Below are 3501 nucleotides of genomic sequence, written 5' to 3'. Positions count from 1 at the left end.
AACCCGCCGCCGGCCCCGAGCTGACCAATGAGGTGCTCAACTCGGTGCCCAGCCTGAAAGGCCATCTCGGCCTCTGAAAGAACTCTCTACTTCGGCAGCGTGTAAGCCATCACATAGTCCCCCGGCTTGGTGCCGACCGAGCCGTGGCCGCCGGCGACGATGACCACGAACTGGCGTCCGTCGGCGACCGTGTAGGTCATCGGCGTCGACTGCCCGCCAGCCGGCAGCCGGGTCTGCCAGAGCTGCCTGCCGGTCGTCAGATCATAGGCGCGGAAAAAATCGTCGACGGCCGCACCGAGGAAGGCGACGCCGCCCGCGGTGATCATCGGCCCACCGATGCCCGGCACGCCAACCTTGAACGGCAGCGGCAGCGGCGTCATGTCGTAGACGGTGCCGTTGCGATGCTTATAGACGATCTTGCCTGTCCTGAGATCGGCACCCGCGACATAGCCCCAGGGTGGCGCCTGGCAGGGAATGCCGAGCGGCGACAGAAACGGCTTCAATATCACCGCGTAAGGCGCACCGTCATTGCGGTTGAGGCCCTGTTCGCTGCCTTTGGTATCGCCCGGCGGCGGCACGTCCGCGCGCGGGACCAATTTGGAGATGAACGCCAGGTATGTCGGCATGCCAAACATCACTTGCCGTACCGGATCGACCGCCACGCCGCCCCAGTTGAATGTGCCGAAATTGCCGGGATAGATCAGCGAACCCTGCAGCGATGGCGGTGTGTAGCGGCCCTCGTAGCGCAGTTTCAGGAACTCGATCCGGCAGGCCAGCTGGTCGAACATGGTGATGCCCCACATGTCGGCGCCGGTCAGCGGCTTCGGATTGAAGCTCAGGTCCGAAGTCGGCTGCGTCGGCGAGGTGTGATCGCCCTCGATCGCGCCGCCCGGCGCCGGTACTTCGTTGATCGGAACGATCGGCTCGCCGCTGCGCCGGTCGAGTACATAGAGGTCGCCCTGTTTGGTCGGCCCGACCAGCGCCGGCACGACGCCGCCGGCCGTGGTGATGTCGACCAGCGTCGGCTGCGCCGGCAGATCCATGTCCCAGAGATCGTGATGCACGGTCTGCCGCACCCACCGCAATTGGCCGGTATTGAGATCGAGCGCAGTGATCGAGGAGGAGAATTTCTCGTCATTGGCGCTCCGCCCGGCGCCGAGCTGATCCGGCGTCTTGTTGCCGAGCGGCACGTAGAGCAAGCCGAGCTTCTCGTCGGCGCTCGCCGTCGACCACATGTTGGGCGAGTTGTTGGTATAGGTCTGACCCGGTGCCAGTGGCGTCGTCTGCTCCGGATTGCCGGAATCCCAGTTCCAAATCAGGGCGCCGGTGTCGACGTCGAATGCGCGAATGACGCCGGACGGCTCCTGCGTTGAATAATTGTCGTTGACCGCGCCGCCGACGATGATCTTGTTGGCGACGATCAGCGGCGCCGAAGTCGAATAATAATAGCCCGGCTTTGGATATGGCATGTTGGCGAGCAGGTTCAGCGTGCCGCCTTCGGCAAACGTGGGACAGACCTGGCCATTCGCGGCGTCGAGCGCGATCAGCCGGGCGTCGGATGTCGGCAGATAGACGCGTGCTGCACAGGGCTGGCCGGCGGCGATTTTGGCATCGGCATAATAGGACACGCCGCGGCACGTCTGGTGCTGGCGGTCCTTGTCCAAACCGACCTTGGGATCGAAGCGCCATTTCTCCTTGCCGCTCGCGGCATCAATGGCAATGGCGAAATTGTGCGGCGTGCAGATGTAGAGCGTGTCGGCAACTTTCAGCGGTGTCACCTGATAGGTCGTCTCACCGATGTCGTCAGGCCCTTTCACATCGCCAGTCTGATAGGTCCAGGCCGGCTGCAAGCTGGCAACGTTCTCGGCGGTGATCTGGTCGAGCGGCGAATAGCGCTGGCCGTACTGCGTGCGACCGTAATAGTGCCATTCGCCGGCTGGCACGTTGCCGCCGAGGTCGGCCGTTGGCGTCACCTCATCGGTATTGAGTTCGCCGGCAATATCCTTTGGATCGGTTGTCATCGAATAGCCGGCGACGGCAAGCGACGCCAGCACCGCGAGGATCAGCGGCGCGCGTCCATCGGGACCGGTGAGCCCGCGCCGCGCCCACGGTGTCAATAACCACAACGCGATAAGCACGATGATGCCGCCGCGCGGACCGAGTTCCCACCAGTCGAAGCCGATTTCCCAGACCGCCCAGCAGAGCGTGCCGATGACGATGGCCGCGTAAAGCCACAGCGCCATGGATTTGCGCCTGTAGAGCAGCCAGCCGGCGACGAGGAAGGCGATGCCGGCGATGATGTAGTACCAACTGCCGCCCAGCGAAGCTAACCAGATGCCGCCGCCGCCAAGCGCTAGGCCGATGAGGAAAAGGATGAGGGAGGTAATGACGACAGCCAAGACGATGCTCCTTAGACTGGTGCGCGCTTCGCACGCGTCAATGGGCAACCCGGCATTGCGCTCCTGCCCCGAGCACAACTTTCTCCGGCCCGCCGTGGCTGTCAAGCAAGCTCCGCGTTTTAGGCGTAGACCCACAGCAAGCTCGGCGTTTTGGGTCGCGGACTCATCCAGATTGTGGTTCTACGGACTGGACAGAGAACAAAACGGAGACACTTCTGGCCTTTCGCTGCCGAATCACTACATTCGGGGGAGATGTCCGGCTTTTCGGAAGATATGCCTTTTTTTGACGAACCGAACGCGCGGCCCGTGGCCCCGTCGGGCATTGCTGCGCGCGCCATGGCTGCCCGCAGCGGCCACAACAATGCGCCCGACTATCTGAACGGGCTCAACCCCGAGCAACGGCTGGCGGTGGAAACCACCGAAGGCCCGGTTCTGGTGCTGGCCGGCGCCGGCACTGGCAAGACGCGCGTCTTGACCACCCGCATCGCCCACATCCTTGCCACCGGCAAGGCTTTCCCGTCGCAGATCCTCGCCGTCACCTTCACCAACAAGGCCGCGCGCGAAATGAAGCAGCGCATCGGCCTCTTGATCGGCGAAGGCAATGTGGAAGGCATGCCGTGGCTCGGCACTTTCCACTCGATCGGCGTGAAGCTGTTACGCCGGCACGCCGAGCTTGCCGGGCTCAAATCCGACTTCACCATCCTCGACACCGACGATGTCGTTCGGCTGATCAAGCAGCTGATCCAGGCCGAAGGGCTGGACGACAAGCGTTGGCCGGCCAAGCAGTTCGCCCAGATGATCGACGGCTGGAAAAACAAGGGGCTGGGCCCCGCCGACATCCCCGAGGGCGACGCCCGCGCCTTCGCCAACGGCAAGGGCCGAGAGCTCTACAAGGCCTATCAGGAGCGGCTGAAGACGCTGAACGCCTGCGACTTCGGCGACCTTCTGTGCCACCCGATCCGCATCTTCCGCGCCAATCCGGACGTGCTGAAGGAATACCATAAGCGGTTCCGCTACATCCTCGTCGACGAGTATCAGGACACCAACACCGCGCAGTACATGTGGCTGCGCCTGCTGGCGCAGCGGCCGCAATCCTCCCCCC

At 63.7% G+C, this 3501-nt stretch carries 2 protein-coding genes; one reads left to right on the top strand and one right to left on the bottom strand.

What is annotated here, in order from left to right:
• Nucleotides 1-86: 86 nt before the first annotated feature.
• Nucleotides 87-2399, bottom strand: coding sequence for a glucose/quinate/shikimate family membrane-bound PQQ-dependent dehydrogenase (locus E5W87_RS27045; RefSeq protein WP_292404607.1), 2313 nt, complete (start codon nt 2397-2399; stop codon nt 87-89).
• A gap of 252 nt (nt 2400-2651) precedes the next feature.
• On the opposite strand from E5W87_RS27045, the gene E5W87_RS27040 reads away from it, so the two are divergent.
• On the top strand, nt 2652-3501 hold an 850-nt coding region (locus E5W87_RS27040), incomplete at its 3' end, for an ATP-dependent helicase (RefSeq protein WP_292404605.1).

It is taken from the genome of Mesorhizobium sp., assembly GCF_004962925.1.
In the GTDB taxonomy this organism is placed as follows: domain Bacteria; phylum Pseudomonadota; class Alphaproteobacteria; order Rhizobiales; family Rhizobiaceae; genus Mesorhizobium.
This window is presented reverse-complemented; position numbering and strand designations above follow the sequence as displayed.